Annotated in this window: 26 protein-coding genes and 1 pseudogene; 16 read left to right on the top strand and 11 right to left on the bottom strand. The window is 70.8% G+C overall.

Annotated elements, in window-relative coordinates:
* Window positions 1–1,051 precede the first annotated feature (1,051 nt).
* A complete protein-coding gene (locus AB0K80_RS26665) occupies window positions 1,052–1,381 on the top strand; it encodes a hypothetical protein (protein WP_365673820.1) in 330 nt (109 codons plus the stop codon).
* Window positions 1,382–1,494: 113 nt separating this feature from the next.
* Here the strand turns inward: AB0K80_RS26665 and AB0K80_RS26660 are convergent, their stop codons facing one another.
* Entirely contained in the window at window positions 1,495–1,857 is a 363-nt protein-coding gene (locus AB0K80_RS26660; RefSeq protein WP_365673818.1) for a DoxX family protein, read from the bottom strand.
* Window positions 1,858–1,957: 100 nt separating this feature from the next.
* A complete protein-coding gene (locus tag AB0K80_RS26655; RefSeq protein WP_365673816.1) occupies window positions 1,958–2,632 on the bottom strand; it encodes an SDR family oxidoreductase in 675 nt (224 codons plus the stop codon).
* Between the two features lie 44 nt (window positions 2,633–2,676).
* Here AB0K80_RS26655 and AB0K80_RS26650 point away from each other — a divergent pair, with 44 nt between their 5' ends.
* The 8 genes from AB0K80_RS26650 (at window position 2,677) to AB0K80_RS26615 (ending at window position 11,082) form a co-directional block, all read left to right on the top strand.
* On the top strand, window positions 2,677–3,558 hold the full coding sequence (locus AB0K80_RS26650; protein ID WP_365673814.1) for a TetR/AcrR family transcriptional regulator: 882 nt from the start codon (window positions 2,677–2,679) through the stop codon (window positions 3,556–3,558).
* A 667-nt stretch (window positions 3,559–4,225) separates the two neighbouring features.
* The gene (locus AB0K80_RS26645) at window positions 4,226–4,543 is read left to right on the top strand and encodes a hypothetical protein (protein WP_365673812.1); all 318 of its coding nucleotides are present in this window, start codon (window positions 4,226–4,228) and stop codon (window positions 4,541–4,543) included.
* Window positions 4,540–5,769, top strand: a complete 1,230-nt coding sequence (locus tag AB0K80_RS26640; protein WP_365673810.1) for a divalent metal cation transporter — start codon at window positions 4,540–4,542, stop codon at window positions 5,767–5,769. Before AB0K80_RS26645 ends, AB0K80_RS26640 begins: the two co-directional genes overlap by 4 nt.
* Window positions 5,769–6,194 carry a hypothetical protein gene (locus tag AB0K80_RS26635; protein WP_365673808.1) on the top strand — a complete coding sequence of 142 codons (426 nt, stop codon included), beginning with the start codon at window positions 5,769–5,771 and terminating at the stop codon, window positions 6,192–6,194. The genes AB0K80_RS26640 and AB0K80_RS26635 overlap by 1 nt, the downstream gene beginning before the upstream one ends.
* On the top strand, window positions 6,181–6,573 hold the full coding sequence (locus tag AB0K80_RS26630; RefSeq protein ID WP_365673805.1) for a PRC-barrel domain-containing protein: 393 nt from the start codon (window positions 6,181–6,183) through the stop codon (window positions 6,571–6,573). The genes AB0K80_RS26635 and AB0K80_RS26630 overlap by 14 nt, the downstream gene beginning before the upstream one ends.
* Before the next feature lie 141 nt (window positions 6,574–6,714).
* On the top strand, window positions 6,715–9,204 hold the full coding sequence (locus AB0K80_RS26625; RefSeq protein ID WP_365673803.1) for a nitrate reductase: 2,490 nt from the start codon (window positions 6,715–6,717) through the stop codon (window positions 9,202–9,204).
* Window positions 9,201–9,692 carry a hypothetical protein gene (locus AB0K80_RS26620; protein ID WP_365673801.1) on the top strand — a complete coding sequence of 164 codons (492 nt, stop codon included), beginning with the start codon at window positions 9,201–9,203 and terminating at the stop codon, window positions 9,690–9,692. The genes AB0K80_RS26625 and AB0K80_RS26620 overlap by 4 nt, the downstream gene beginning before the upstream one ends.
* A gap of 166 nt (window positions 9,693–9,858) precedes the next feature.
* Window positions 9,859–11,082 carry a PP2C family protein-serine/threonine phosphatase gene (locus AB0K80_RS26615; RefSeq protein WP_365673799.1) on the top strand — a complete coding sequence of 408 codons (1,224 nt, stop codon included), beginning with the start codon at window positions 9,859–9,861 and terminating at the stop codon, window positions 11,080–11,082.
* A gap of 214 nt (window positions 11,083–11,296) precedes the next feature.
* Here the strand turns inward: AB0K80_RS26615 and AB0K80_RS26610 are convergent, their stop codons facing one another.
* Window positions 11,297–11,998 (bottom strand): SDR family oxidoreductase, encoded by a 702-nt coding sequence (locus AB0K80_RS26610; protein ID WP_365673797.1) that lies wholly within the window; start codon window positions 11,996–11,998, stop codon window positions 11,297–11,299.
* Between the two features lie 367 nt (window positions 11,999–12,365).
* Between AB0K80_RS26610 and AB0K80_RS26605 the strand changes: the two genes are divergently transcribed.
* The gene (locus AB0K80_RS26605) at window positions 12,366–12,935 is read left to right on the top strand and encodes a TetR/AcrR family transcriptional regulator (protein WP_365673796.1); all 570 of its coding nucleotides are present in this window, start codon (window positions 12,366–12,368) and stop codon (window positions 12,933–12,935) included.
* 153 nt (window positions 12,936–13,088) lie between these two features.
* Here the strand turns inward: AB0K80_RS26605 and AB0K80_RS26600 are convergent, their stop codons facing one another.
* The 3 genes from AB0K80_RS26600 to AB0K80_RS26590 all read right to left on the bottom strand — a co-directional run bounded on the left by AB0K80_RS26600 (window position 13,089) and on the right by AB0K80_RS26590 (window position 16,014).
* On the bottom strand, window positions 13,089–14,063 hold the full coding sequence (locus AB0K80_RS26600; protein WP_365673794.1) for an L-threonylcarbamoyladenylate synthase: 975 nt from the start codon (window positions 14,061–14,063) through the stop codon (window positions 13,089–13,091).
* Window positions 14,064–14,158: 95 nt separating this feature from the next.
* Entirely contained in the window at window positions 14,159–15,448 is a 1,290-nt protein-coding gene (locus AB0K80_RS26595; protein ID WP_365673792.1) for a PP2C family protein-serine/threonine phosphatase, read from the bottom strand.
* Window positions 15,449–15,690: 242 nt separating this feature from the next.
* The gene (locus tag AB0K80_RS26590) at window positions 15,691–16,014 is read right to left on the bottom strand and encodes an STAS domain-containing protein (RefSeq protein WP_365673790.1); all 324 of its coding nucleotides are present in this window, start codon (window positions 16,012–16,014) and stop codon (window positions 15,691–15,693) included.
* Between the two features lie 424 nt (window positions 16,015–16,438).
* Here AB0K80_RS26590 and AB0K80_RS26585 point away from each other — a divergent pair, with 424 nt between their 5' ends.
* Complete coding sequence (locus tag AB0K80_RS26585; RefSeq protein ID WP_356466421.1) at window positions 16,439–16,642, top strand: cold-shock protein; 204 nt, start codon at window positions 16,439–16,441, stop codon at window positions 16,640–16,642.
* Window positions 16,643–16,744: 102 nt separating this feature from the next.
* On the opposite strand, the gene AB0K80_RS26580 is transcribed toward AB0K80_RS26585, so the two are convergent.
* Window positions 16,745–17,110 (bottom strand): STAS domain-containing protein, encoded by a 366-nt coding sequence (locus AB0K80_RS26580; protein ID WP_365673788.1) that lies wholly within the window; start codon window positions 17,108–17,110, stop codon window positions 16,745–16,747.
* A 172-nt stretch (window positions 17,111–17,282) separates the two neighbouring features.
* Here AB0K80_RS26580 and AB0K80_RS26575 point away from each other — a divergent pair, with 172 nt between their 5' ends.
* From AB0K80_RS26575 to AB0K80_RS26565, 3 genes are all read left to right on the top strand, one after another.
* On the top strand, window positions 17,283–17,762 hold the full coding sequence (locus AB0K80_RS26575) for an ATP-binding protein (RefSeq protein ID WP_365673786.1): 480 nt from the start codon (window positions 17,283–17,285) through the stop codon (window positions 17,760–17,762).
* Window positions 17,763–18,000: 238 nt separating this feature from the next.
* On the top strand, window positions 18,001–18,678 hold the full coding sequence (locus AB0K80_RS26570; protein WP_365673784.1) for a glycoside hydrolase family 11 protein: 678 nt from the start codon (window positions 18,001–18,003) through the stop codon (window positions 18,676–18,678).
* Window positions 18,675–19,364, top strand: coding sequence for a polysaccharide deacetylase family protein (locus tag AB0K80_RS26565; protein WP_365673782.1), 690 nt, complete (start codon window positions 18,675–18,677; stop codon window positions 19,362–19,364). The genes AB0K80_RS26570 and AB0K80_RS26565 overlap by 4 nt, the downstream gene beginning before the upstream one ends.
* 156 nt (window positions 19,365–19,520) lie before the next feature.
* Here AB0K80_RS26565 and AB0K80_RS26560 read toward each other — a convergent pair whose 3' ends face one another.
* Together AB0K80_RS26560 and AB0K80_RS26555 are read right to left on the bottom strand one after the other, a co-directional pair.
* A complete protein-coding gene (locus tag AB0K80_RS26560; protein ID WP_365673780.1) occupies window positions 19,521–19,877 on the bottom strand; it encodes a MazG-like family protein in 357 nt (118 codons plus the stop codon).
* Between the two features lie 60 nt (window positions 19,878–19,937).
* Entirely contained in the window at window positions 19,938–20,483 is a 546-nt protein-coding gene (locus tag AB0K80_RS26555; RefSeq protein WP_365673778.1) for a DoxX family membrane protein, read from the bottom strand.
* A gap of 184 nt (window positions 20,484–20,667) precedes the next feature.
* Here AB0K80_RS26555 and AB0K80_RS26550 point away from each other — a divergent pair, with 184 nt between their 5' ends.
* Together AB0K80_RS26550 and AB0K80_RS26545 are read left to right on the top strand one after the other, a co-directional pair.
* Window positions 20,668–21,672, top strand: a complete 1,005-nt coding sequence (locus AB0K80_RS26550) for an aldo/keto reductase (protein ID WP_365673777.1) — start codon at window positions 20,668–20,670, stop codon at window positions 21,670–21,672.
* Window positions 21,673–21,784: 112 nt separating this feature from the next.
* Window positions 21,785–23,095 (top strand): D-alanyl-D-alanine carboxypeptidase, encoded by a 1,311-nt coding sequence (locus tag AB0K80_RS26545; RefSeq protein WP_365673774.1) that lies wholly within the window; start codon window positions 21,785–21,787, stop codon window positions 23,093–23,095.
* A 274-nt stretch (window positions 23,096–23,369) separates the two neighbouring features.
* Here AB0K80_RS26545 and AB0K80_RS26540 read toward each other — a convergent pair.
* Together AB0K80_RS26540 and AB0K80_RS26535 are read right to left on the bottom strand one after the other, a co-directional pair.
* Window positions 23,370–23,642: pseudogene (locus AB0K80_RS26540) on the bottom strand (3-oxoacyl-ACP reductase); the annotation flags it as partial.
* 23 nt (window positions 23,643–23,665) lie between these two features.
* Window positions 23,666–24,688: a Gfo/Idh/MocA family oxidoreductase gene (locus tag AB0K80_RS26535; RefSeq protein WP_365673772.1), complete on the bottom strand. Its 1,023-nt coding sequence runs from the start codon at window positions 24,686–24,688 to the stop codon at window positions 23,666–23,668.
* Window positions 24,689–24,719 lie beyond the last annotated feature (31 nt).

Raw genomic sequence — 24,719 nt, 5'->3', positions numbered from 1 at the left:
ACTGTCTGTGACTGCCTCTGCATTGGTTCTTCCTGGAGGTGAAGCCTTCAGCGAGTGCTGCGAATGGGGTACGTCGTATGGCATTCTGGGGTCGTCTCGCGAAAGACATGGACACCACCTTGGCCCGCGAAAAACCACGGGTGATGTCCGGAACCGACCTCCGATCGGTGCCAGCGAAGAGCCTCCAGGATGGCCGTCCTGGAGGCTTTCGTGTGCCTGGCTCCGGGGGAGGCAGGCAGCCCCATCGCGGTTCGACCGGGGAGACCGGGAAGGAGCCCGAGTTGTCGGCCTGTCCGTCCCCGGACTTCCCAGGTCGCTCAGACGGCAGGGACAGAGGGGTTGCCTCTGGCTGCCTCTGAGCGACCCGGGTCGATCCGGGGTCGAATCAGAGCGATTTCCTCTGACTGCCTCCGATCGCCTCTGCGACCCGTCCTAGCAGGTCACAGCCGGTTCGGCCCGCAAAGCCGCAGGTCAGAAGGATGCGTCTGGAGAACCCGGCGTACAGCCCGACTCGTCCTGTCGCACCCCTCTGGCCCAGGTCAGAGGGGTGTCCACGCTTCGGGGCCGGGCCCGCGCACTTTTCGGGGGCCCGGCCCCGACCCCAGCGAACCGGCGCTGCCCGTCCTGTGAGTCCCGCAGCCCTTGCAACTCGGCCGAAGTGCCCAGCAAGGCGGGCCAGTTGCGGTGTATCCGCACGTGATTGGTAAGTAGGCTGCGGCAGTTGCATGTCTGTGGGAGCGTCGGTGCCTCGGAAAAGGCGAGGGGGGACGAGTGACCAACGAGCCACAGCGGCATGTCCGCCTGCGTCTCGCGCGTCAGCGCACCGCTCCGGTCCGCGTGAGAGCACGGATTCCCGAGGAGCCACCCGCACCCGCGCCCGAGCCCGAGGACGAGTCATCGCGAACACTCTGGCAGCGTCTACGTGGCACTAGGTGGTCGCATCACGTCACAGTGGCAGCAACAGTGCTCGGCGCGGTAGCGGCCATCGGCGGCGGGGAATCCGCCTGCTGAGGCTGTCCACGTCGTGAACAGGTCGCCCGACGCGATTTCTATGGTCTTCATCACCATCACAGTCGGTGCCGACCAGGACCAGGACGCGATGCTCACAGTGAAAAAACTCCGCCCCTGCGCCGAGGTCGTGTACCCCGCGGCACAACTGCGATTGTCAGCCAGCGACGGCAGCAGCTCCAAGGGGAAGGAGCAGCTCCTGTCCGATACGAACTGGGAGGTTGCCCGCATGACCTTCGCCGATCGCGACGGGACGGTCTGGGATCGATCGTTGAACGAACTCTCAATCGCTCAGCCCCATGAACTGACAGCACTGGACATCAGCCCGCTCCGGGCGCCGCAGGTGAAGCAGGTTGATCAGTGCGGGAGCTGACGGCTGGGTGAGAAGGTGGGCTGACCGGGACTACCTCGTGCATGCTCGGCCAGCCCCGGATCACCGGGGCTCGAACCGGGCAGGCGGACTAGGGCCCGAACCGGGCAGGCGGACTAGGGCCCGAACCGGCCCCACATGATGACCGCGGCGACGATGAGCAGGATCGCGTTGAACCCGATGGCCTGCGGTTCCTTGCGGCGGGCGTGCAGGCCCATGGCCAGGACCATGATCACAGCCAGGCCGGTGGCGGCCAGCGGGGTGAGCACGGTGGCGATGTCGAGAGCACCCGGCAGGATCAGCCCGAGCGCGCCGGCGAGTTCGGCCACGCCGATCAGACGCACCACGGGTGTCGAGACGTCACTGACCCACGGCAGCTGGGACATGAGCTTTTCGCGGGGCTGGGTGGACTTGGTGACGCCGGCGGCCGCGAACAACGCGGCTAGGACGCCCTGCAGAATCCACAGGAACACGTTCATCCGAGCGGGAACCTTCTTCTTCGGTCGCGCCGCGGCGGGGATCGCCGCGGCGGATGAGGATTGAGCGGATCAGGATTCAACGGGGGAGCGCCGGGAGGAGTCAGACGGGGAAGACGCGCTCGGCTTCGTCGCGTCGGGTGTGCAGGTCCCAGTAGAGAGGGGCGATGTCCTCGGCCTCGGCGGTCGGGACTCCGGGAGGGCCGCCGGCGCCGATCCACGCGCCGATGGCGACGTGCGCGGCCTGGATACCGGTGCCGGCCAGCTCCTTGTGCAGGTTGAGCGCCCAGTTGCGCAGCGCCGCCTGGGCGGGGTTGACGTTGCCGAGCATCGGGATGGGGTCGACCGAGCCGGCGCCGTTGGTGAAGAGCAGGGTGCCCGCGCCGGCCTCACGCATCGCGGGCAGGACGGCCTGGGTGGCGGTGATGGCGCTGGAGAGCAGGAGGTCGATCCATCTCTGCACATCGGAGGGGCTGGTCTGGGACGGGGAGGTGAGGTTCACGGAGTCGATGGCCGGAGCGGGGGAGTGCTCCAGGACGTCGATGCCGCCGAACCGGCTGGCGGCGTCCTTGAGGGCCTGGGTCAGCGCGTCGTGGTCGAGTACGTCCGCCGGGAACGCCGCGGCGGTGATGCCCTCGGCGGTGAGCCGGCCGACCAGGTCGTCGAGCTTGGCGCGGTTGCGGGCGATGAGAGCGACGTCGTAGCCGCGCGAGCCGAAAGTGCGGGCGATGGCGAGGCCCATTCCGGGGCCGGCTCCGACGATGGCGATGCTGGGCACAGTGAATCCTTTCGTGGGAAGGGGCTGGGGTACGGACTGGTCAGGTGACGGTGATCGCGATCGCCCATGTCACAGCGCAGCGCATGGTCATCAACTCCTTGACATCCGTGTCGCTCGATACGGAAAGGGTTATCCGGTTCGAGATCCGGAAAGGCCTGTCCGGTTCCGCGGTGCCTACGATAACACTGAAACTGGATAGGTCATTCCGATTCGGTAGACTGGGTGTCATGAACCTCGGCGCCCGATCCAGCGATGCCCCAGCCGCACAGCCTCTGCGCAGCGATGCCGAGCGCAACCGTGCGCGGATCGTCGCCGCCGCGCGCACGGTGTTCAGGCGGGACGGCCTGAATGCCTCCATGGCTTCCGTGGCCCGCGAGGCGGGGGTCGGCATCGCCACTCTGTTCCGCCGGTTCCCGACCAAGGAGGACCTGGTCGCCGCGGTCTTCGCCGACCGTATGGACGCCTACGTCGACGCGGTCGGCGTCGCCCTCGACGACCCCGATCCCTGGCGCGGTCTGGCGGGGTTCATCGAAACCGTCTGCGCGATGCAGGCCGCCGATTACGGCTTCGCCGACGTGTTGACCATGACCTTCCCCACAGCCAAGGCTCTGGAGGAGCGCCGAGACCAGGCGTACGAGGGCGTCGTCCAGCTCATCGGCCGCGCCAAGGCCGCAGGACGTCTGCGTGAGGACTTCAGCCCCGAGGACCTGGTGCTGGTGCACATGGCCACTGCCGGCGTCGTCAACGCCACCGGCGACGCCGCTCCCGACGCCTGGAAACGCGTCGTCGCCCTGATGCTCCAGTCCTTCGAGGCCCCCGCCCGCGGCCCCCTGCCCGACCCGCCCGAGCCCAGCGCCCTCTATGAAGCCATGCTCCGTGCCAGTCAGGCGTGCTCCGCCTCGCCGGAACCACACAGGAAGGACTGAGGGGCCACGTCCGCCCGACTGTGCATCGTGAGCGTGTGTGTGAGCCGAGTGCGTGGCGGGCCGCGGTTTCGTTTGGATCACCGGTCAGACCCCACTGCTTCAAGCGGTTGATGCACCGCTCGACGGTGTTGCGCTGCTTGCAAGCCTCGCGGTCGAAGGCCGGTGGCCCGCTGGTCCGCCGGGGCGGGAGTCACTGCCCGGGCACCTGCGCAAGCGCGGCATCTCGCGCCCCAGCCGCGTGCTGGTGGGCCGCACGATCGTGAGTCCGCCGAGAGGACCCAGTCGAGGTCCTCGTCGGTGTCTGCCCGGACCATCATCCGAGCAAGCGAAACGGCCCAAGCCACCGGCCAAGGCATCGGATCCAGGCACGCGCCGGTCGCCCGGAGGGTCGGTGCGGTGAATGCGGGTACCTGATCACCTGCCGACAGTGGAGGTGGCACATGGATCAGGGGCTGGTGCTTCTCGCTGCGTGGGGCCAGTTGATCGTGCTGCTGGCCGTCGGCGTCTACTTCGTGGCCAGGGGCCGGTGAAACCCCGCTCACGGCGCGCTGCCGCGGCCGGTGGGCTGGCCGCCCTCCTGTTCCTGGCCGGCTGTGCGGGCTCGTCACGTACGGATGAGGATTACCGGCGTAAGGCCGCCAACACGGTCGAGGCGGCTGCTTCCGCCGTGAACACCGCCCTCATCGGTGTCCATGCTGCGGGGAAGGGCAACGTGACCGGGCCCTACATCTCCAGTCTGCTCGGGGAGGCGGAGACGGATCTTCTGGCGGCGCAGAGCACGTTCGAGTCCCGGCAGCCGCCGAGTGAGAAGGCCGACGCCGTGCGTGACCGGGTCGGCGAGGTTCTCGGGGACGCGGCCGACGCCCTGGCGGACGTCCGGATCGCCGCCCGGCGCGGAGAGGTGCGTGACCTGCCCGAGGCAGGCACGGCCCTGCCCGGTGTGGCGAAGCGGCTGGACAGCCTGGAGCAGGAGCTGTCGTCGTGAAGCGCCTGTTCGCCGTCACGCTCGGCATCCTGACCGCGATCGGCGGCTTCGTCGACATCGGTGACCTCGTCGCCTCGTCGCTGGTGGGCGCGCGCTTCGGCTTCTCCCTCGTATGGGTGCTCGTGCTGGGTGTCGTCGGGATCTGCGTGTACGCGGAGATGGCCGGCCGGGTCGCGGCGGTGGCCGGACGTCCGACCTTCGACCTGGTACGCGAACGCCTCGGGCCCCGGGTGGCACTGGCGAACCTGGTCGGCTCGCTGCTGGTGACGGTGTTGACGCTGGCGGCGGAGCTGGCCGGTGTCGCCCTGGCCATCGAGCTGATCAGCTCCGTCGCCTACCTGCTGTGGGTACCGGCCGTCGGGTTGGTGGTCTGGCTGGTGATCTGGCGGACGAGGTTCGAGACGATGGAACGGGTCTTCGGTCTCGCCGGGCTGGCGCTGATCGTTTTCATCGTCGCCGTCCTCCGCCTCGACCCGTCGTGGAGCAGTGTCCTGCACCGGGTCACGCACCCCGACGTACCAGTCGGGGAGGGCCTGCCGACGTACTTCTATTACGGCATCGCCCTGTTCGCCAGCGCCATGACACCGTACGAGGTGTTCTTCTTCTCCTCCGGCGGCATCGAGGAACGCTGGGGCCGCAAGGACCTGATCACCGCCCGGACGAACGCGTTCATCGGCTTCCCCCTGGGCGGGCTGCTCGCCCTGTCGATCATGACTGCCGCCGCGCTGCTGCTGCACCCGGCCGGGATCGCGGTCGACCACCTGTCGCAGGTCGTGCTCCCCGTCGGATACGCGGTGGGCAAGATCGGGCTCGGGCTCGTGCTGATCGGCGTCTTCGCCGCCACGTTCGGCGCCGCGCTCGAGACGGCGCTGTCCTCGGGATACACGGTGGCCCAGTACTTCGGCTGGATGTGGGGAAAGACCGCCGCGCCGCGTACCGCCTCACGGTTCCATGCTGTGATCATCGTGGCGCTGATCGCGGGGATGATGCTCATCCTCACCGGCGTGGACCCGATCATGGTGACCGAGTACTCGCTGGTGTTCGCGGCCGTGGCGCTGCCGCTGACGTATCTGCCCATCCTGGTCGTCGCCAACGACCCCGAGTACATGGGCGCCTCGGTGAACGGCCGACTCGCCAACATCATGGGCGGCCTCTACCTCGTCGTCGTGCTGCTCGCCGCGGCCGCCGCCATCCCGCTGATGCTCGCCACCAAGGCAGGACTGTGATGACTCGCCACGAAGACCTCCAGCGCGACCGCCGCCGCGCCGGGCGTGCCTACAGCGCCCGCTTCCACCTGCTCGACCGCCAGGTCGTCGATCAGGACGAGAACCCGGTGTGCAAGGTCGATGACCTGGAACTCGAACACGACGAAGACGGCCGCCCCTACGTCACCGCCGTACTCGTCGGACCAGCGGCCCTCGCACCACGCCTGGGCGGCATACCGGCCCGCTGGCTCGCCGCCGTCCAGCGGCGCCTCAAGGTCGGCAACGACGACGGCCCGGCCCGCCTGGGCATCGAGTACCTCACCGCGATCGGCGCCGTCCTCACCATCAGCCTGCCGCAGAACCAGGCCGGCGTCCACGCGCTGGAGGACTGGACGCGCGAGAACGTCATCGGACGCCTTCCAGGAGCGGGCCATGCGTCTGGCTGACCTCATGGGCGCCCGCATCATGGACGCCGACGGCCGGGAAGTCGGCCACGTCAGCGATGTCCGGCTGGTTGAGGAAAGGGTCCTGACCGCGGACGGTGCGGGCTTGCGGATGCGGGTCGAGGGGCTGGTCGTCGCCGTGCGCCGGCGGGGGCGCCTGCTGGCCTATGACCACCGCCCGGTCGACCGTCCGCGCCTCCTTGCGCGGCTGGTCAGCCGGGCCACCGCCCGAGCACGTTACGCGCCCTGGGACCGAGTCGCGGCGCACCAGCCTCCCGCCTCCCTGGGGCAGCGGGGAACGGTCCAGCTCACTGTGCGTGCTCAGGATCTGACACCTCTCAGCGAGGTGCACGATGACTGGAACAGGCGACGCTCCCAGTGACTCCGTAGTCGTCCCCCGCTGCGCCACCGTCGTCGAAGGCCGGTGCGCAAGCGGCGGCGTTAGACACCGGTGGGCACGGGTACCGAGGACGGGCGGCGCGTCACGCTCGTCGGGGACGTCGGCGATCGTCGGGAGGCAGACATGGACGCTTCGACGGATCGGATCGCACAGCCGTGGGGCAGCCGTACTCCGTATGGCCGCGATGAGCCGTGGCCCACCCGTGTGGACACCTATCTCCAGGAGGGTGTCGACCCGGGGGCGGTGCAGCGGTGGGTGCAGGCCGCGTCGATCCTGCACTCGGACGGGGACGCGATGGACATCGCGGTGGTGGACGGGCGCATGGCCGGCGTCCGGGGCCGCGCGGGGGACCGGGTCAACCACGGGCGACTGGGACCGAAGGACCTCTTCGCCTGGCAGGCCAACGCCTCACCGGACCGGCTGACCAGGCCGCTGGTCCGCCGGGACGGACGTCTCGTGGAATGCGACTGGGACACCGCGATGGACCGGATCGTCGCCCGCTCCCGGGAACTGCTGGACGAACGCGGCCCGGGATCCATCGGCTTCTACACCACGGGTCAGCTCTTCCTGGAGGAGTACTACACGCTCGCGGTGCTGGCCCGGGCCGGGATCGGCACCAACCACCTGGACGGCAACACCCGCCTGTGCACCTCCACCGCCGCCGAGGCGCTGAAGGAGTCGTTCGGCTGCGACGGGCAGCCCGGCAGCTACGACGACATCGACCATGCCGACGTGATCGCGCTGTTCGGACACAACATCGCCGAGACCCAGCCCGTGCAGTGGATGCGCATCCTCGACCGGCTGGAGGGCGGCAACCCGCCCCGTCTGGTGTGCGTCGACCCGCGCCCCTCCCCGGTGGCCCGCAAGGCGACCGTGCATCTGGCTCCCCGCGTCGGCACGAACGTCGCCCTGCTCAACGCCCTCCTGAACGAGATCATCCGCAGCGACCGCGTCGACCACGACTACATCGCGGCCCACACGGTCGGCTTCGAGGAACTCGTCTCCCGGGTCCAAAACTGCACACCCGAGTGGGCGGCCGGCATCTGCGACGTACCGGCCGCCCGGATCGGCGAGGCCGCCGAGATCCTCGGCACCGCCGACCGCCTCCTGTCCACAGTGCTGCAAGGTGTCTACCAGTCCCACCAGGCCACCGCCGCGGCCGTACAGATCAACAACCTGCACCTGATCCGCGGCATGCTCGGGCGGCCCGGAGCCGGCGTCCTGCAGATGAACGGGCAGCCCACCGCCCAGAACACCCGCGAATGCGGGGCCGACGGCGACCTGCCGGGCTTCCGCAACTGGCAGAACGACAGCCATGTCGCCGACCTGGCGAAGGTCTGGAACGTCGATCCGAAGACGATCCCGCACTACGCCCCGCCCACCCACGCGATGCAGATGTTCCGCTACGCCGAGCAGGGCTCGATCCGCATGCTGTGGATCAGCGGCACCAACCCCGCGGTCTCCCTGCCGGAGCTGTCCCGCATCCGCTCGATCCTCACCCAGGAGCGGCTCTTCGTCGTCGTGCAGGACCTGTTCCTCACCGAGACCGCCCAGCTCGCCGACGTGGTGCTGCCCGCCGCGACATGGGGTGAGAAGACCGGCACGTTCACCAACGCCGACCGCACGGTGCACCTGTCCGACAAGGCCGTCGAACCGCCTGGTCAGGCCAAGCCGGACCTGGACATCTTCCTCGACTACGCGGCCCGCATGGAGTTCCGCGACAAGGACGGCGGCCCGCTGATCACCTGGCACGACCCCGAGTCCGCGTTCGAGGCGTGGAAACGGTGCAGCGCCGGCCGGCCGTGCGACTACACCGGCCTCACCTACGGCAAACTGCGCGGCGAGACCGGCATCCAGTGGCCGTGCAACGAACAGGCACCGGACGGCACCGAACGCCTTTACACCGACGGAATCAGCTGGGCCCACCCGGACGTCTGCGAGAGCTACGGCAAGGACCTGGTCACGGGCGCGACGCAGGAGGTCGTCGAGTACCGCTCCCTCAATCCGGAGGGCAAGGCCATGATCAAGGCGGCCTCCTACCTGCCGCCGCGCGAGGAACCCGACGAGGAGTACCCGTTCCAGCTGACCACGGGCCGCACCATCTACCACTTCCACACCCGCACGAAGACCGGACGGGCGCCCCAGCTGAACGCCGCCGCCCCCGACGTGTGGGTGGAGGCGTCCGCCTCCGACGCGACCCGGCTCGGACTGGACGAAGGGGACCTGGTGGAGGTGACCACGCCGCGCGGCGCCGTACGAGGACGCCTGCGTGTGACCGACATCCGCCCCGGTCTGCTGTTCGTCCCCTTCCACTACGGCTACTGGGACACCAAAGCCGGCCACGGCCCGGACGGCGACACGCCCGGCCGCGCCGCGAACGAGACGACGATCACCGACTGGGACCCGGCCTCCAAACAACCCCTGTTCAAAACCGCCGCGGCCGCGCTGCGCCGGGTGGAGCGCGGCGACGGCCACAGCGCCCCCGCCCCGACCACCACCGCATCCGCCCCCGCCCGCGCCGACGCGGCACCAGCGACGACCGGCGGTCCCTCCGCCCTCGTCGCCCAGGCGGCCGACGCCTCCCGGGACAACCGCACGGAGGGCACCGCATGAACGGCATCAACCTCGTCCTCCGCGCCCTCCACCACGGCGAGAAGCGCCTGGCCGACCAGTTGACGACGGTGGCCGAACGCCACCGCACCGAGCACGAGGTCCACCACGTCGCCACCGACCTCGCCCAGTGGTCCCGCGCACACGTCCAGCACCTGGCCGACGCCGGTCACGACCGTGGCCTGCGCCTCGGCGATCCCCCGAAGGAACACTCCCTGGGCCTGCTGTCTGCGCTCAGGGAGAAGGCGGCCGAGACGGTGGGACGCCGCCCCGAGGCCGGCCTGCTCCTCCTGCGCGACCTGCGGGACCTCCACCTCGCCGCCGCGCAGAACTCCCTGTACTGGGAGATGCTCGCCCAGGCCGCGCAGGCCGCAAGACAAGAAGACCTCCTCGCCCTGGCCTCCGCATGCCACCCACAGACGCTACGGCAGATGCGCTGGACCAACAGCATGATCAAGATCCTGTCGCCGCAGGCCCTGACGAGTCTGTGACAACGCAGCAGTCTTCACCGTCGCCTCCCCAGGCGGGCGCATAGGGCTGACCGAAGCCGGGTAGACGGCTGTCCGGCATATGCCGGGATGGAGGGGAGTGCTATGCGATGTGCGACCTCGCCGATCCGCGTGTGCGGACACGATGACGGCGCAAGCGATGTCCCCCGTGGCTGACAGGAGCGCGGCAGCGCTGGCGCTGTTGGGCCTGATGCAGGCAAGCCATGCCGCCACGCTGGAAGGCATCCCTGATCTGATCGCCGGGCACGTCGCCGAGGCCGGGATATACGACACGGCCGTATTCGTCGTGGACATCCGCGAGACGGTGCTTCGCCAGCTCACCGGCAAGGGGACGGACGCCGGAAACGGTGGCCAGGAGTTCACGGTCCAGGGCAGCCTGCCGGGTCATGCCTACCAACGGGTGGATCTGCTCGCCGAGCCGGCGACGGATGCCGCGTCGGACGGGCGGCGGCGATGGTGGGTGGCTGTCACCGACGGCGTGGAACGGCTGGGCGTGCTTCGAGCCGATACCGACACCGACGACGAACCGACCCGCCAGACCCTACGGGATCTGGCGTCGATGACGGCCCTGATTCTCCTCAGCAAGCGCTCCTTCAGCGACTCCTACGCACGCCGGGTCCGGACCGAGCCGATGAACGTGGCGGCGGAGATGCAGTGGCACCTCACCCCGCCTCCCGCCTACGCCGGACACAACGTCACCGTGGGCGCGGTCATGGAACCCGCCTACCAGATCGGCGGGGACGCCTTCGATTACGCCGTGGCCGACAGCGTGCTGCACTTGGGCGTCTTCGACGCCATGGGGCACGACACCACCGCGGGGATCACCGCGAACGTCGCCGTGGCGGCCTGCCGCAATGCCCGCCGCCACGGCGCGTCACTGGCCGAGACCAGTGAGCTGGTGGAACAGGCGCTGCTGGAGCAGTTCGGGGGCCGTCGTTACGTCACCGGCATCCTGGCCGACCTCGACATGGACACCGGGCGGCTGACCTGGATCAACCGCGGCCATCACCTGCCCATCCTGATCCGCGGCAACCGGTGGACGACCGAGCTCGCCTGCCCGCCGGCCGGTCCCATGGGCACCGCCCTGGCCCTGCCGGTGACCGAGTGCGTCGCGCAGCTGGAACCCCGCGACCGCGTGTTGCTGTACACCGACGGTGTGATCGAGGCCCGCGACGTCAGGGGCAGGCAGTTCGGACGGGACCGGTTCGTCGACTTCGTCCAGCGTCACCACTCCGGCCGGCACACCCTGCACGAGACCCTGCGCCGGCTGATGGCGGCCGTCATGGATCACCACGGCGGGAAACTCGACGACGACGCCACCGTCTTGCTCACCGAATGGCGCGGCGGCCACCAGAACGAGCTGACCCCATGAGTGCGGGTCATCCCGCTTTCTTCATGGCCGGTCGTATCCGTGACTCTTCCGCGAGCCGGGGCGCTGTCACGCCGCTGCCGCGAACGCGGCGCTGACCGCGGTGTCGGTACGGGCCTGGATGACCAGTCGGGTGCCGGCTCGTGGGCGTTGACCAGGTCGTTGATCTTCGTCAGAAGCATGGCTCGTCCGCCGGCACGCGGGGGCCCTGCCTGCCCTACTCGGCCAGCTGGGCGTACAGTCCGGCCAGGTCGCCGGACAGGCCCGCCTTGACCTGCCGTGTGAGGTCGTCGGCGAGCACCTCGTACGCACCCGTCTCGACCCCGTCGAGGGCCAGGGCGGCGACGGTACGAGGGTCGGCCTTGGGCGCGTCGACGTCCGCCACCAGGTCCGTGTCGACGTATCCGACGTGCAGTCCGGTGACGGCGATGCCGCGCGGCTGAAGTTCCAGGCGCAGGGAGTTGGTCTGTGACCACAGGGCGGCCTTGGAGGCGCTGTAGGAGCCGGCGAGGGCCACCCAGGAGAGCGCGGAGTGGACGTTGAGGAGGTGGCCGCCGCCGTTGCGCTCGATGATCGGCACGAAGGCCCGGGTGAGCAGCAGCGGGCCGTAGAAGTTGGTCTCGAACTCCTTTCGTACGTCGTCGACGGGGGAGTCGAGGAAGGAAGCGCCGACCGAGGCGCCGGCGTTGTTGATCAGCACGGTGACGTCCTGCGCCTGTGCGGCGGCGGCCGCCACCGAGGCCGGGTCGGTGACCTCCAGGGCCACGGGGACCGCGTCGGGGTGCGTCACGGTGCGCGGGTCGCGGGCCGTGGCGTAGACCTTGGCGGCGCCGCGTACGTAGAGCTCTTCCACCAGGGCCTTGCCTATGCCCCGACTGCCGCCGGTGACGAAGACGCGGGCGCCCTTCAAAGCGGTCATGACATGCCTCCACGAGAGTCAGAAACCGATCGGTTTCCATCACGGTAAACCGATCGGTTTCCAAGCGCAAGCCTGAGCCGCCCAGCGCGAATACCGAGGAGCGGCCGTCGAGCCGCGAGCTGTACTCGCCCGGCGTGGGGCCGGTGACACGGCACGTCCGCCGGCGGAGATCGACGCGGCCTGGCTGCGCGAGTATCTGCCGGGCTCCCCCGCGCAGGAGTACGCCCGGCGCCGCTTCCCCCACAAGCCCGTCAAGGAGGTCACCGGCGGCTGGCAGCCTCCGGCGAAGCGTCCGCCAAGGGGCTGCCCCCCTCCGTGTAAAAACCGATCGGTTTCCCTGTGCACCCCTCTGCGTTAACCTCGCGGTATGACCACCGAAGTGAAGCCAAGCCCCAGGGAGCGGCTGCTGGAGGCGGCGGCCGCGCTCACCTACCGAGACGGTGTCGGTATCGGTGTCGAGGCGCTGTGCAAGGCGGCGGGAGTGTCGAAGCGCTCCATGTACCAGCTGTTCGACAGCAAGGACGAACTGCTCGCGGCCAGTCTGGAGCGGCGCACCTCCGCCTATGTGGCGGCACTCCTGCCCGCGGCGGACGACGAGCGTTCCCCCCGGGAGCGGATCCTGCACGTCTTCGAGCAGGTGGAGGCCCAGTCGGGCGCGCCCGAGTTCTACGGCTGCCCCTACCTGGCCGCGCAGATCGAGCTCAAGGACCAGGGACACCCCGCGAGCCGGGTCGCCCATCAGGTCAAGGAGAAGCTGACCGACTTCTTCCGCGCCGAGGCCGAGCGGGGCGGGGCGAGCGATCCCGCTCTGCTGGCCCGGCAGCTCAGTCTGGTCTTCGACGGGGGCAGCGCCCGCGCGGGCATCGGCGCGGACCAGCTGACGGGACTCCTCGCGCCCACGGTGATCACCCTGCTCGACGCGGCGGGCGTGCGCTGACGACGCGTCCCTCCACGACGCGGCGCGACGTGTCCCTCCGCGACGCGGCGTGTCGCGGTCTCCCCCCAGCGCGGACCCTGCCCGGGCGGCCCTCCTCCCCGCTTGTCGCTCACACCTGGACCGCTCGGAAACCGCTCGGTCTATACCCCATGCTCAATCAGGCCGGGGGCCGGCGGCGCGGCGGAGCCGGTTGGCGATCGCCAGTCCCAGTCCCTCCTCTGCCGGCAGGGACGCGACGATGAGGTCACAGCCTCGCTTGTCGAAATCGCGCAGGAACCCGTACAGGCCGCGCGCGTAGGCAGCCGTGGAGGCGGGGACGGCCACCACGGCGTGCGCCTTCACCGGGGTGTCGGCGGCGGAGGGGGGCAGAAGGACGCCGACCTGGTGTCCCAGCTCCTGTGCGAGCTCTGCCTCGGCGACGACTTTCTCCGGTTCGACGAGGACGACCCGCGCCCGGGGGGCGTAGTGCGACGGATGCTGGCCCGGCACCCGGACACGGCTGGTCGAAGGGACGGCGACCGGGCACCCCAGGACCGCTTCGAGGTCCTCGCGTGTCACCCCGCCGGGCCGCAGGATGCTCGGGATCTCACCGGTGGCGTCGACGATGGTCGACTCGACGCCGACCTCGCACGCGCCGCCGTCCAGGACGAAGTCGACGGCCTCACCGAGCTCCGCACGGACGTGAGCCGCGGTGGTGGGACTGACCGAGCCGAAGCGGTTGGCGGACGGGGCCGTGACACCACCGCCGAAGGCCGACAGCAGCGCGAGCGCGACGGGGTGGTCGGGTACGCGTACGGCCACCGTTTCCAGGCCGCCGGTCGCCTCGAGAGGAACCCGTCGCCCGCGCCGCAGGACCAGCGTGAGAGGCCCCGGCCAGAAGTGCTCGGCCAGCAGGCGCGCGGTTGCGGGCACGTCCTGGACCCAGTCGTCCAGCTGCTGCGCGCCGCCGATGTGGACGATCAGCGGGTGGGAGGGCGGGCGTCCCTTGACCTGGAAGATACGCGCCACAGCGGCGGGATCTTCGGCGTTGGCGCCCAGACCGTAGACGGTCTCGGTCGGCAGAGCCACCAGGCCGCCGGTGCGCAGCACCTCGGCCGCCTTCTCGATGTCACTGGTTGTTGCCTTCACAGGCGCAATCTTCCCACCGTGCCGACGACGTCGTGCCGCCCCCCGGTCACCGGCCCGAGCGCGGCTCGGCCCTGTGCGACCTCGGCCGGCCGGCGCTACGCCTCGCGCTGCCGCTCAGCGTCGGCGTGGTCGGTGTCATCGATGTCATCGGCGTCATCCGCGTCCGTTGCCGAGCCGTAAACGGGGCGGAGTGCGCTGTTGCGGCTGGGGCCGTGCCATTCCAGGCAGACGACGGTGGCGTCGTCGACCAGCCGCCCGGCGTGGTGGTCCACGACGGCGCGCATGAGACGGCGCAGGGTTTCGGACACGGGCAGGCCGTCGGCGTGGTGGCGGATGATGAAGTCGGTGAACCGGTGCAGGCCGAATTCCCGGCCGCGTGCGTCGCGGGCTTCGGTGATGCCGTCGGTGTACAGCAGGACGCGGTCGCCGGGTTCGAGGTGTTCGCGGCAGAGGGTGGCGCTGATGCCGAGCTCGGTGCCGAGCGGGTGCGCCGGCGGGCAGGTCAGCGCGGTGACCCATCGTCCGCCCCGGATCAGTACGGGCGGGTGGTGACCGCGGTTGATCCAGCTGAGCAGCCCGCTCGTGGCGTTGAGGTCGGCCAGGACGGCGGTGACGTAGGTGCTGTGACCGAAGTGGTCGACCAGGACCTGCTCGACGCGCTCGCCGGTGGTGACCAGGCCGGTGCCCTGGCGGCGCTGGTTGCGGCAGGCCGACACGGCGAGGTTGGCGGCGAGCCCGGCGTGGCTGTTGTGCCCCATGGCGTCGAAGACGGCCAGGTGGACCTGGTCGTCGGCGATCGCGTAGTCGAAGGCGTCACCGCCGATCTCGTACGCCGGCTCCAGCGCGGCCGCGATCACGACGTCGTGGTTGGCGAAGGAGCGCGGCGGCATCAGGTTCCACTGCATCTCCGCGGCCACGTTCATCGTCTCGGTGCGCTCCAGACGAGCGGCGGCGTCGCTGGCCGGGCGCTTGCTGACCACCATCATGCCGACCAGTGCGGCCAGCGTCTCGAGCTGCTCGGGCCCGACACCGTCGGGCAGATCGGCCCGCAGGACGCCGAGGCGCTCGGTGCCGTCGAGCACCGGCACCCACCAGCGGCCGCCCTCGCCGCCTCCACCGCGTTGACGACGGCTGCCGGCGAAGACCCGGCCGGGCAGCGTGCCCTCCACCAGGAAGACCTCACCGCCGTCAGCGGCGCTCAGTCCCCGCCCGGTGACCTCCCTGAGGACCTGCTGACGCAGGTCGGCCAGGAAGAGCCGTGCATCGGCCATGTCCGCTGCCCCGGCATGCCGGGCGATCAGGCCCGGCAGATGACCGAAGTCCGTCAGGTGCGACTCGTCGAGCATCCCGGTCAGCACCTTCAGCATCCGCTCCGATGGGTCCACGCTCGCCACCTCTTCCGGGCACCCCTTCCAGCATGGCAGCCCCCGCTCGCTGCCGGTCACCTTCGGGCTGCCACGGCCGCGCGGTCACAGCCGGCAGCTGCCGCGGATCGGCGTCGACCGGGTCGGCGCCGGCACCCGGCGGCGACTCGCCCGGCGCGGATGGCTGCTGGAATCGACGGGTAAGCCGCCGACTGGCGCACCGCCGCGGCGGCCGGAGAGATCCGGAAAAGAGGGCCGAGCGGTCAGGCGACCTGTGTGGCCTCGCTGGTCAGCAGCGCGTCCGTCTCGGTCAGACGCAGCACGCTCGCGGGCTGCCTCTGCAGGCCGGTGACGACAAGCCGGCCGCCCTGGGCCACAAGCCGTCGGCGGAGCTTCAGCAGAAGGTTCAGGCCGACCGAGTCCATGAAGGACACCCCGGACATCTCCAGCTGCAAGGTCTTCCCGCCGAGAGGGATGACCAGTGTCGCTGCCTCGAGAGCGGGGCAGGAGTCGAGATCCATCTCCCCGGCCACGGTGACCACGGTGCGGTCGGCGTGTTGGTGGGTGGTGACGGTGAGGTCCTTCATGGTTCGTCCCTCGTCTCCGGGGGTCGAGCCCATCACACCCCGCAGGCTGAGGGGTATCAAGCGCGTGACGTGGGGGCACGCACAGCCGAGCAGGAGTCGACCTTCAGGGGGTAGGGGTGCTCCTGCCAGACCAGGCCGGTTGTCCGTCCAACGTCGCACAGACCGGGCATCGGCTGCCAGCAGACGCGGGCAAAGGCTTCGCTTCCCGCCATGGCGCCGATGACGCCCGGCGGGCCCGGCGGGAGAGGGACGAGGAGCGACAGGCTGCGGCGCGCGGGTGAGACGGGGGTGGCCCGGGGTGTGTCGTCGGTCGGATAAGCGGGGCGATCGGGGGTACAACGGCTTCTGGCTCGTGCGGTTGCAGGGGCTGGAGCACGCCCGGTTGAAGGGCTGTTCCTGGGCATGGACGAAGGATTCGACAGGTATGGCCAGCGGCACCGTGAAGTGGTTCAACTCCGAGAAGGGCTTCGGCTTCATCGAGCAGGACGGCGGGGGCCCGGACGTCTTCGCGCACTACTCCGAGATCAAGGGCAACGGGTACCGCGAGCTGACCGAGGGGGAGCACGTGACCTTCGACATCGGCCAGGGCCAGAAGGGGCCGCAGGCACAGAACATCGTCCGGGGCTGAGCGGGCAACGGAGCACGGAGTGAGGCGGCTGTCCGTTTCGGCAGCCGCCTCACGCATGCGGCGTCCGGGCCCCGCCCTCACCGACCGCCCCGCCTGACGCGGTCAGGCGGTCAGCGCCTGCTCGACGGTGGGATGGCACGGGATGACGGCGTCGACACCGACCAGCTGCAGGACACGCAGCACCGGTTCCTGCGCGCCTGCGATACGGACCCACCCGCCGGCGTCCCGCACCTGCTGGTGGGCGGAGACGAAGACGTTGATGCCGCTGGAGTCCATGAAGGTCACCTCGCTGAGGTCCGCGACAACCCGCGGAGCTGCGGCGTCGTGCTCGACGCGCAGGACTTCGCTCAGCACGGCCCTGACATCGTGGTCGATCTCGCCCCGCAGAGCCACGACACGGATGCCCTCGACCATGCGGTGCTCGGCGGAAAACCGGGCCGGCCGGTCGGCGTTCTCGATGTGGCTCACCGCCTTCTCGACTACGTTCTGCGTTACCCCGGGTCAGGGTGTGCGGGACGATTCTGCCTCACCGTCCCGGCCGAATACACTCGGGCGGCTGTGTCGAACAACACCCCTGCGGCATGCAAGGGAGGAGGGTGGGTACTGGCGTGCGCGGGAACGGGGAATGAGGGCGAGGCCAGTGGGATCTCATGCCAGCGGTGACGGCTGTACCGAGCCGGGCCAGGACCTCCTGCGCGCCGGCTACGCCTTGGGCGGAGACGACGGCTGCATCGCCGACGCCCGTCAACACGCCACATCCTTCCTCGACCAGGCCCACGCCGACCATCAGGTGCCGGTGACGTCCCGAGCGCGGGACCTCACCCAGCTGGTCGTCAGCGAGCTCGTCACCAACGCCCGTAAGTACGCTCCCGGTCCCGTCCTGATGGAGCTGCGCATCACCCCGTGCCACGTGGAGATCGTGGTGTGGGACAGCGACCCCACGGTGCCGACGGCCCGGGCGGCGGATCCCGGCAGGATCGGCCAGCACGGCCTGGAGATCGTCAAGGCCGTCACCCAGAACCTGTTCATGGACCAGGAGCCGGTCGGCAAGCGCATCACGGCGCGCATCGCCCTGTCCGACGCACCCAGCAGCGCGACGGACTCCCGCAGCCCGGCGTAACGGCCGGCCAGGAGCAGGCGCGCGACACCGCTCCGGAAACACTTCGAAACATTCGAAGCTGACGCCTGTCATTTCCCCGGTCAGTGCACCCCCTGCGCATGGCCAAAACCCGCGTGTTACGCGCCTAGAACCATCGAAATATTTCGCTCCAGCGACCGAAACTATTGACGCTTGATGGGGTCAGGTCAACACTGCGAGCACGCTCCTGCTCCTTGTCGCACAGAGGAGGAACCTCGCCATGAACGCCTTCGGACCCGCACACCCGACCACGCGCAGGACCGCCTGCGCCATGCTGCTGGGCGCCGCGTCGGCACTGGTCCTGCCCGGTACGGCCCGGGCCGCCACCGTCATCAACACCAACCAGACCGGCACGCACAACGGCTTCTTCTACTCGTTCTGGACCGACGCGCAGGGCACGGTGTCCATGACCCTGGACTCGGGCGGCACGTACAGCACGAACTGGCGGAACACCGGCAACTTCGTCGCCGGCAAGGGGTGGAGCAACGGTTCCCGCAGGACCGTGCGGTACTCGGGATCCTTCAACCCGTCGGGCAACGCCTACCTCGCCCTCTACGGCTGGACGTCGAACCCGCTCGTCGAGTACTACATCGTCGACAACTGGGGAACCTACCGCCCGACCGGCGCGTACAAGGGCACCGTCACCAGCGACGGCGGCACGTACGACATCTACCAGACCACGCGGTACAACGCCCCGTCCGTCGAAGGCACCAGGACCTTCAACCAGTACTGGAGCGTGCGGCAGTCGAGGCGGACGGGCGGCGCCATCACCACCGGCAACCACTTCGACGCCTGGGCCCGCGCGGGGATGCCGCTCGGCAGCTTCAGGTACTACATGATCCTCGCGACGGAGGGCTACCAGAGCAGCGGGAGTTCCACCATCACGGTGGCGTCGTGAGCGCCGCCGGGCCGCGCCGGACCGGACGCCGCCTGGCAACGGTCCTCGCCGCCCTGGCGCTGGCCGCCGCCGGCACCCTGACCGCGCACGCCACCCCAGCGCAGGCCGCCGCCTGCAACGGGTACGTCGCACTGACCTTCGACGACGGGCCGTCCGGGAACACGCCCGCTCTGCTGAACGCGCTGAGGCAGAACGGACTGCGGGCCACCATGTTCAACGAAGGCCGGTACGCCGCCGCCAACCCGGCCCAGGTCAGGGCCCAGGTCGCGGCCGGCATGTGGGTCGGCAACCACAGCTACACCCACCCCCATCTGACCCAGCTCACCCAGGCGCAGATCGACGCGGAGATCTCCCGGACCCAGCAGGCCGTCGCGGCCGCGGGTGGCGGCACACCGAAGCTGTTCCGCCCGCCGTACGGCGAGACCAACGCGACGGTCAGGGCGGTGGCGGCCAGGTACGGCCTGACCCAGATCATCTGGGACGTCGACTCGCAGGACTGGAACGGCGCCAGCACGGACGCGATCGTGCAGGCCGCCGGACGGCTCACCAACGGTCAGATCATCCTCATGCACGACTGGGCCGCCAACACGCTCGCCGCGATCCCACGCATCGCGCAGGGGCTGGCCGCCCGCGGCCTGTGCGCCGGCGCGATCTCCCCGCAGACCGGCCGCGCGGTGGCGCCCTGACGCAGGGACCAACGCCCGCTCCGGCACGCCGTCGGCACAGAGCACCCGCCCAACCCGCCGAGCCCGAGCGGAAGGGCGGGTGCTCCGCGCCGAGGAACCCCTACCGGCGGTCAACGGTCGGTACGCCCCGTCGATGGAGCGCGCCGAGGGACTCTCTCAGGACCTCCCGCCACTCCCGAGCGACCGCTCCGTCACCCTCCCCACATGCCCCTCCAACACCTCGCGGGCGTCAGGCGTCAGTGTTCGCAGGGCCACCAGCGCCGTGATCACCACGTCACACAGTTCCGCCTGGACATCGTCCCAGCCGTGCGTGACGCCCTTGCGCGGGTTCTGTCCCGTGGCCCCGATCACCGCCTGCGCGACCTCCCCGACCTCCTCCGACAGCTTCAGCAGGCGCAGCAGCAGGCCCTCCCGGCCGCCTGTCGGGTGGTTGCTCTCCAGCCAGGTCCACAGGGCCTCGACGGAGTCCCAGAGGCCGACGGGGCAGGGGGCGGACGTCGCGTGGTCGCTCATGGGGGCAGAGCCTGTCATGAGGGTCTGACACCGGTGGCTCTGCTCCCGGAGGAGAAAGTTCTACTCCTCGAACAGCGGCTCCTGCTCCCCCTCCTTCTTCTCCCGCAACCGCCGCGCCCGAGCCCCGACCACCAACGCCGTGCCCGCCGCCGTGGCCGCCAGGGCCGTCGGCACCATCCAGCCGCGGTCGAAGCGGTGGGCGAGGGCGTGGTCCAGGGACAACCGGCCCGGCCCCGCCACCGCGAGGCCCAGGGCCGCCAGGCCCAGGGAGGCGGCGTACTCGTAGCCGCCGCTCTGGTTGAAGAAGCCGGCCGGGGTGTGGACCGCCGCCGCGCCCGCCATCGCCCCGGCCGCCGCCGCACCGGCCGCCGGGGTGGCCAGGCCCAGGGCGAGCAGCGTGCCGCCGCCGGCCTCCGCCAGGCCCGCCGCCGCGGCGCTGGCCTTGCCCGGGGCGTAGCCGACGGACTCCATGAAGTGGCCGGTGCCCGCGATACCACCGCCGCCGAACCAGCCGAACAGCTTCTGCGCGCCGTGCGCCGCCAGCACCCCGCCCGTTCCCAGCCGGAGCAGCAGCAGGCCCAGATCACGTCGGTCGTACCGCGTCACGTTGTCTCCCTCAATGTCTGAGTCCCTGTCTCCACCGTCGCACCGCCGACGCCGGGGGACATCCGGCGGGCCGGGCCCGGACGCCGTTCGGGTGGTGTGGGTGGCGGGTCGCAGGGGCGGCGACCGTGGAGAAACCTCCCCGGCTCTTGCCTTCGCGTGCACTCCACCTCCTAGCGTCCCCGGCATGGAGACCAACGCAGGCAGCACGACCACCCGGACACTCGGCCGCAGCGGTATCGAGGTCAGCGCCCTCGGCTTCGGCTGCTGGGCCATCGGCGGCGAGTGGCAGGCCGCCGACGGCCAGCCGCTGGGCTGGGGCCGGGTCGACGACGAGGAGTCCGTACGGGCGATCCGGCGCGCCCTCGACCTGGGTGTCACCTTCTTCGACACCGCCGACACCTACGGCGCAGGGCACAGCGAACGGCTGCTGGGCCGGGCCCTCGGCAAGCGCCGGGCCGATGTCGTCGTCGCCACCAAGTGGGGGAACGTCTTCGACGAGCGGACCCGCACCCTCACCGGGAGCGACGACTCACCGGCGTACGTACGGCGCGCGCTGACCGACTCGCTGCGCCGCCTGGACACGGACTACGTGGATCTGTACCAGTTCCATCTCTCCGACGCCGACCCGGAGCGGGCCGCCCGGCTGCGCGAGGTCTGCGAGGAACTGGTGCGGGAGGGGCTGATCCGGGCCTACGCCTGGAGCACCGACGACCCCGCCCGTGCCGCCGTGTTCGCCGAAGGGCCGCACTGCGCCGCCGTCCAGCACGCCCTCAACGTCCTGAACGACGCCCCCGAGATGCTCCGGCTCTGCGAGGACGCCGGGCTGGCGAGCGTCAACCGCAGCCCGCTCGCCATGGGGCTGCTCACCGGCAAGCACACCGACGGGCGGGCGCCCGAGGCGGGGGACATCCGCAGCAGGCCGCCGGCCTGGTTGCAGGGCTTCGGCGACGGGTCCGGCGCCGATCCCGGGTGGCTGGCCCGGGTGGAGGCCCTGCGTGACGTCCTCACCGGCGACGGCCGTACGCTGGCCCAGGGCGCGCTGGCGTGGCTGTGGGCGCGCAGCCCGCGGACCGTGCCCATCCCGGGCTTCCGTTCGGTCGCCCAGGCCGAGCAGAACGCGGGCGCGCTGGACAAGGGACCGCTCAGCGCCCGGCAGATGGCCGAGGTGGAACGCGTCCTCGGGCGGTGAACCGTGCGTTCCGCCCGTGGGGCGGTTCCCTTTCGCAGGTATTGCGGTTCCTTTGAGTACTTTTTGAGGGTTTTGGGCGTCCCGCCGCCGGTCCGCTTCGTACGGTCGCGGGATGCACCACTCGCACCAGACACCGCCGCTGACCAGACGCTCCCTGCTCGCCCTCGCCGCGATCGCACCCCTGGCCGCGGCGACCACCGCCTCCGCCGCCGCTGCCGAGGCGAGCGCGGTCGGCGGGGAGCGGCTGGCCCGCGACGGCGTGCAGGTCGGCGGCGGGGCCGCTGCCGCCGGGCTGCCCGCACGGCTGACCGCCCGGTCCTGGCTGGTCGCCGACCACGACACCGGTGAGGTGCTGGCGGCGTACCGCGCGCACCGGCGCCTGCCGCCCGCGTCCACGCTGAAGATGCTGTTCGCCGACACGGTCCTGCCGGTCTTCCCGCGCACGGCGCGGCACACCGTCACCGCCGCCGACCTGGCCGACATCCCGGCCGGCTCCAGCCTCGTCGGCATCCAGGCCGGGATCACGTACACCGTCGAGCAGTTGTGGCAGGGCGTCTTCCTGCGCTCCGGCAACGACGCCGTGCACGTGCTCGCCCACATGAACGGCGGTGTCGCGAAGACGGTCGCCGAGATGCAGGCGAAGGCGCGGGACCTCCAGGCGCTGGACACCCACGTGGTCAGTCCGGACGGCTTCGACCATCCGGGGCAGCTGTCGTCGGCGTACGACCTCACGCTCTTCGCCCGGTACGGGCTGCGGAAGGCCGCGTTCCGCGCGTACTGCGGCACCAGAACCGCCGACTTCCCCGCCGGTGGCGGGAGGACCTTCCAGATCCAGAACACCGACCGGCTGCTGAGCGGGGCGTGGGGGCTGCGTACGTACCCGGGGCTGATCGGCGTGAAGAACGGCTACACCAGCCATGCCGGGAACACCTTCACCGGCGCGGCGACCCGTGCCGGCCGCACCCTGCTCGTCACGGTCATGCACCCCGGCAACGAGCCCGACGCCGTCTACGAGGAGACGGCCGCGCTCCTCGACTGGGGTTTCGCCCACGCCCGTTCGGCCCGCCCGGTCGGCAGGCTCGTCGCGCCGCTGAGCGAGGGCGGGGGCGGCGGCGGTGACGGGGTGTCGCTCCCGCGGCGGGCGGCGGAGGCGGGCATGCCCGGGACGGGGACGGGCAAGTCCTCGGTGCTGTGGCTGGTGGAAGGCGCGGGTGGCGCGGCCGCCCTGCTGGCGGGCGGCCTGTGGGCCCTGCGCAAACGAGCCGGCGGCGCGGGGCGAGCGGCCACCGGCACCGAGCCCTCGGCGACCAGGGCCGCGCGATCGGCCAGGACCGAGCGGTCGGCCACCGGCACCCCGCGACGGGCGGCCGGCGCCGGGCGGCGGGCCGGGAACCGCGGTGGCAAGGGGCGGCACCGAGGCTGACAGGGAGGCGGCGAGGGGCCGACGAGGCCGGCGTATGCGGCAGCCGTTCCACGTACCGGTGCGTACCCCGCGGTCCCACGCGGGGTCCACCCCCACTCCGGTGCCGTGGAACGGCTGCCGTCCCCCCGGATGAGGTGGCAGCGGAATCCTCCTGCTCCAACTGTGAAGCTTTCGTGGAGGAGGCTTCGAGCATAAGCCTCCCACCGGCCTCGACGCAGCGGAAGATGTGATTCCAGTTGTGCAGGTTGAAGAGGTGACGATCCCGGGCGGGTCCTCAGCCGCGCCCGATGCAGGGCATCGTCGTCGCCCTCACCGTCGCGAACTGGAGGTTTGCCTTCAGCGGCGGTTCGGTCAGATGCCGCACAGCGCGGGCCGCGTCGGCGACGTCCATGACCGGTTCCGGGGTGACCTCCCCGTTTGCCGGCGGGACTCCCGTGCGCATACGGGCCGTCATGCCGGTCACCGCGTTGCCGATGCCGATCTGGCCGACGGCGATGCGGTACGGCCGCCCGTCCAGCGACAGGGACTTGGCCAGGCCGGTCAGCGCAGGAACGCCGGGTGAGCCGGGGCTCAGGCCGGGGTGAGTTCCGGCTCGCCCGTCTCGCTGGGGTAGCGCACGCCGATGCGGTCCCGGATCGCGTCGAGCGTCCGCATCACGGCGAGGGTGCCGTCCAGCGGGACCAGCGGGGACTCGGTCTCGCCGGCGCGCAGGGCGCGCATCACCTCGCGGGCCTCATGGCGGAAGGTGGTGCCGGGCCCGTCCGCGGGATCGGCGGTGAACTCCTGCGGTGCACGGCCGTCGCGGTGCAGCACGAAGCGGTCGGGGTGGAAGAAGCCGTGTGGGAGGTCGATCCGGCCCTGCGTGCCGGTGACGGACGCGGTGCGTGGGGTGTCGCTGACGAGGGAGCAGTGCACCGAAGCGAGAGCGCCGCTCTCCCATGAGAGCACCGCACCCGTCTGGAGATCGACGCCCTCTTCGGAGAGCACCGCTCTCGCCGTGACGTCCGCCGGCTCCCCGAGCAGCAACTGCGCGAACGACACCGGGTACACGCCCAGGTCCAGCAGCGCCCCGCCGCCCTGCTGCGGGTCCCGCAGCCGGTGGGTGGGCGGGAAGGGCCCGGCCAGGCCGAAGTCGGCCTGCACCGTGCGCACCTCGCCGATCGCCCCGTCCCGCACCAGCTCGGCGACGCGCCGGATCACGGGATTGCAGTACATCCACATGGCCTCCATCAGGAAGCGCCCGTGCTCCCGCGCCAGCGCGACCAGTTCCCCCGCCTCGCGCACGTTCAGCGTGAACGGCTTCTCGCACAGCACGTTCCGCCCGGCCGCCAGGCACAGCCCGGCCGCCGCCCGGTGCGCCGCGTGCGGGGTGGCGACGTACACGACATCGATGTCGGTGTCCTCGGCGAGCGCGGCCCACTCGCCGTACGCCCGCGGGATCCCGAACCGTTCGGCGAACGCCCGCGCCGACGCCTCGGAGCGCGAGGCGACCGCCACGACCCGCGCCTCCGGCAGGTCCAGCAGATCCGCCGTGAACGCGGCCGCGATCCCGCCCGTCGCGAGGATCCCCCACCGCACGCTGTCCGCCGTCATCTACGCCCCACCCTCGCCGTTGCGGTTTCAA

The sequence above is a fragment of the Streptomyces sp. NPDC052682 genome, from assembly GCF_040678435.1.
Taxonomy (GTDB): domain Bacteria; phylum Actinomycetota; class Actinomycetes; order Streptomycetales; family Streptomycetaceae; genus Streptomyces.
Note: the sequence above shows the minus strand (reverse complement) of the source record. Positions and strands in the feature narration are given on the sequence as shown.

Coding starts and splice junctions, on each gene's coding strand:
- AB0K80_RS26585 (WP_356466421.1), top strand. CDS start 16,439: ATGGCCAGCGGCACCGTGAAGTGGTTCAACTCCGAGAAGGGCTTCGGC.
- AB0K80_RS26660 (WP_365673818.1), bottom strand. CDS start 1,857: ATGAACGTGTTCCTGTGGATTCTGCAGGGCGTCCTAGCCGCGTTGTTC.
- AB0K80_RS26545 (WP_365673774.1), top strand. CDS start 21,785: ATGCACCACTCGCACCAGACACCGCCGCTGACCAGACGCTCCCTGCTC.
- AB0K80_RS26570 (WP_365673784.1), top strand. CDS start 18,001: ATGAACGCCTTCGGACCCGCACACCCGACCACGCGCAGGACCGCCTGC.
- AB0K80_RS26620 (WP_365673801.1), top strand. CDS start 9,201: ATGAACGGCATCAACCTCGTCCTCCGCGCCCTCCACCACGGCGAGAAG.
- AB0K80_RS26550 (WP_365673777.1), top strand. CDS start 20,668: ATGGAGACCAACGCAGGCAGCACGACCACCCGGACACTCGGCCGCAGC.
- AB0K80_RS26560 (WP_365673780.1), bottom strand. CDS start 19,877: ATGAGCGACCACGCGACGTCCGCCCCCTGCCCCGTCGGCCTCTGGGAC.
- AB0K80_RS26590 (WP_365673790.1), bottom strand. CDS start 16,014: ATGAAGGACCTCACCGTCACCACCCACCAACACGCCGACCGCACCGTG.
- AB0K80_RS26625 (WP_365673803.1), top strand. CDS start 6,715: ATGGACGCTTCGACGGATCGGATCGCACAGCCGTGGGGCAGCCGTACT.
- AB0K80_RS26535 (WP_365673772.1), bottom strand. CDS start 24,688: ATGACGGCGGACAGCGTGCGGTGGGGGATCCTCGCGACGGGCGGGATC.
- AB0K80_RS26665 (WP_365673820.1), top strand. CDS start 1,052: ATGGTCTTCATCACCATCACAGTCGGTGCCGACCAGGACCAGGACGCG.
- AB0K80_RS26605 (WP_365673796.1), top strand. CDS start 12,366: ATGACCACCGAAGTGAAGCCAAGCCCCAGGGAGCGGCTGCTGGAGGCG.
- AB0K80_RS26630 (WP_365673805.1), top strand. CDS start 6,181: ATGCGTCTGGCTGACCTCATGGGCGCCCGCATCATGGACGCCGACGGC.
- AB0K80_RS26610 (WP_365673797.1), bottom strand. CDS start 11,998: ATGACCGCTTTGAAGGGCGCCCGCGTCTTCGTCACCGGCGGCAGTCGG.
- AB0K80_RS26635 (WP_365673808.1), top strand. CDS start 5,769: ATGACTCGCCACGAAGACCTCCAGCGCGACCGCCGCCGCGCCGGGCGT.